This is a genomic window from Chromobacterium alticapitis (assembly GCF_002924365.1).
Classification (GTDB): Bacteria; Pseudomonadota; Gammaproteobacteria; order Burkholderiales; family Chromobacteriaceae; genus Chromobacterium; species Chromobacterium alticapitis.
In genome coordinates, this window is the sequence record NZ_PQWB01000157.1 from 1 (window position 1) to 312 (window position 312).

Here is a 312-nt window from a genome sequence, read left to right on the forward strand (position 1 = left end):
GATCGAGGAATGCTTCGGCTGGCTGAAAACCGTCGGAGGCCTTCGCAAAACCAAACTGATCGGCCGGGCCAAACTGGCCGGGCAAACTTTTTTAGCCTTTGCGACCTATAACCTGATCCGCATTGGCAGCCTGTCCGGCTGTTGGGGAGGATCGCATGTATAGGGCGTATTGCGCCCAAAATCGCCGGATAACCGGCAAACAGCCTGAAAACCCAGGCAGAGAACGGATTTATTGGCATTCTGCCCGCTGAAACCGCCCATTTTTGTTCATATGGAAATGGGTTGGGGCAATATCGACGTGTTTTTCAACGG

General features: G+C 53.2%; 1 pseudogene. It reads left to right on the forward strand.

The features are described 5' to 3' along the window. Window positions 1-163: pseudogene (locus tag C2I19_RS20065) on the forward strand (IS5/IS1182 family transposase); the annotation flags it as partial. Window positions 164-312 lie beyond the last annotated feature (149 nt).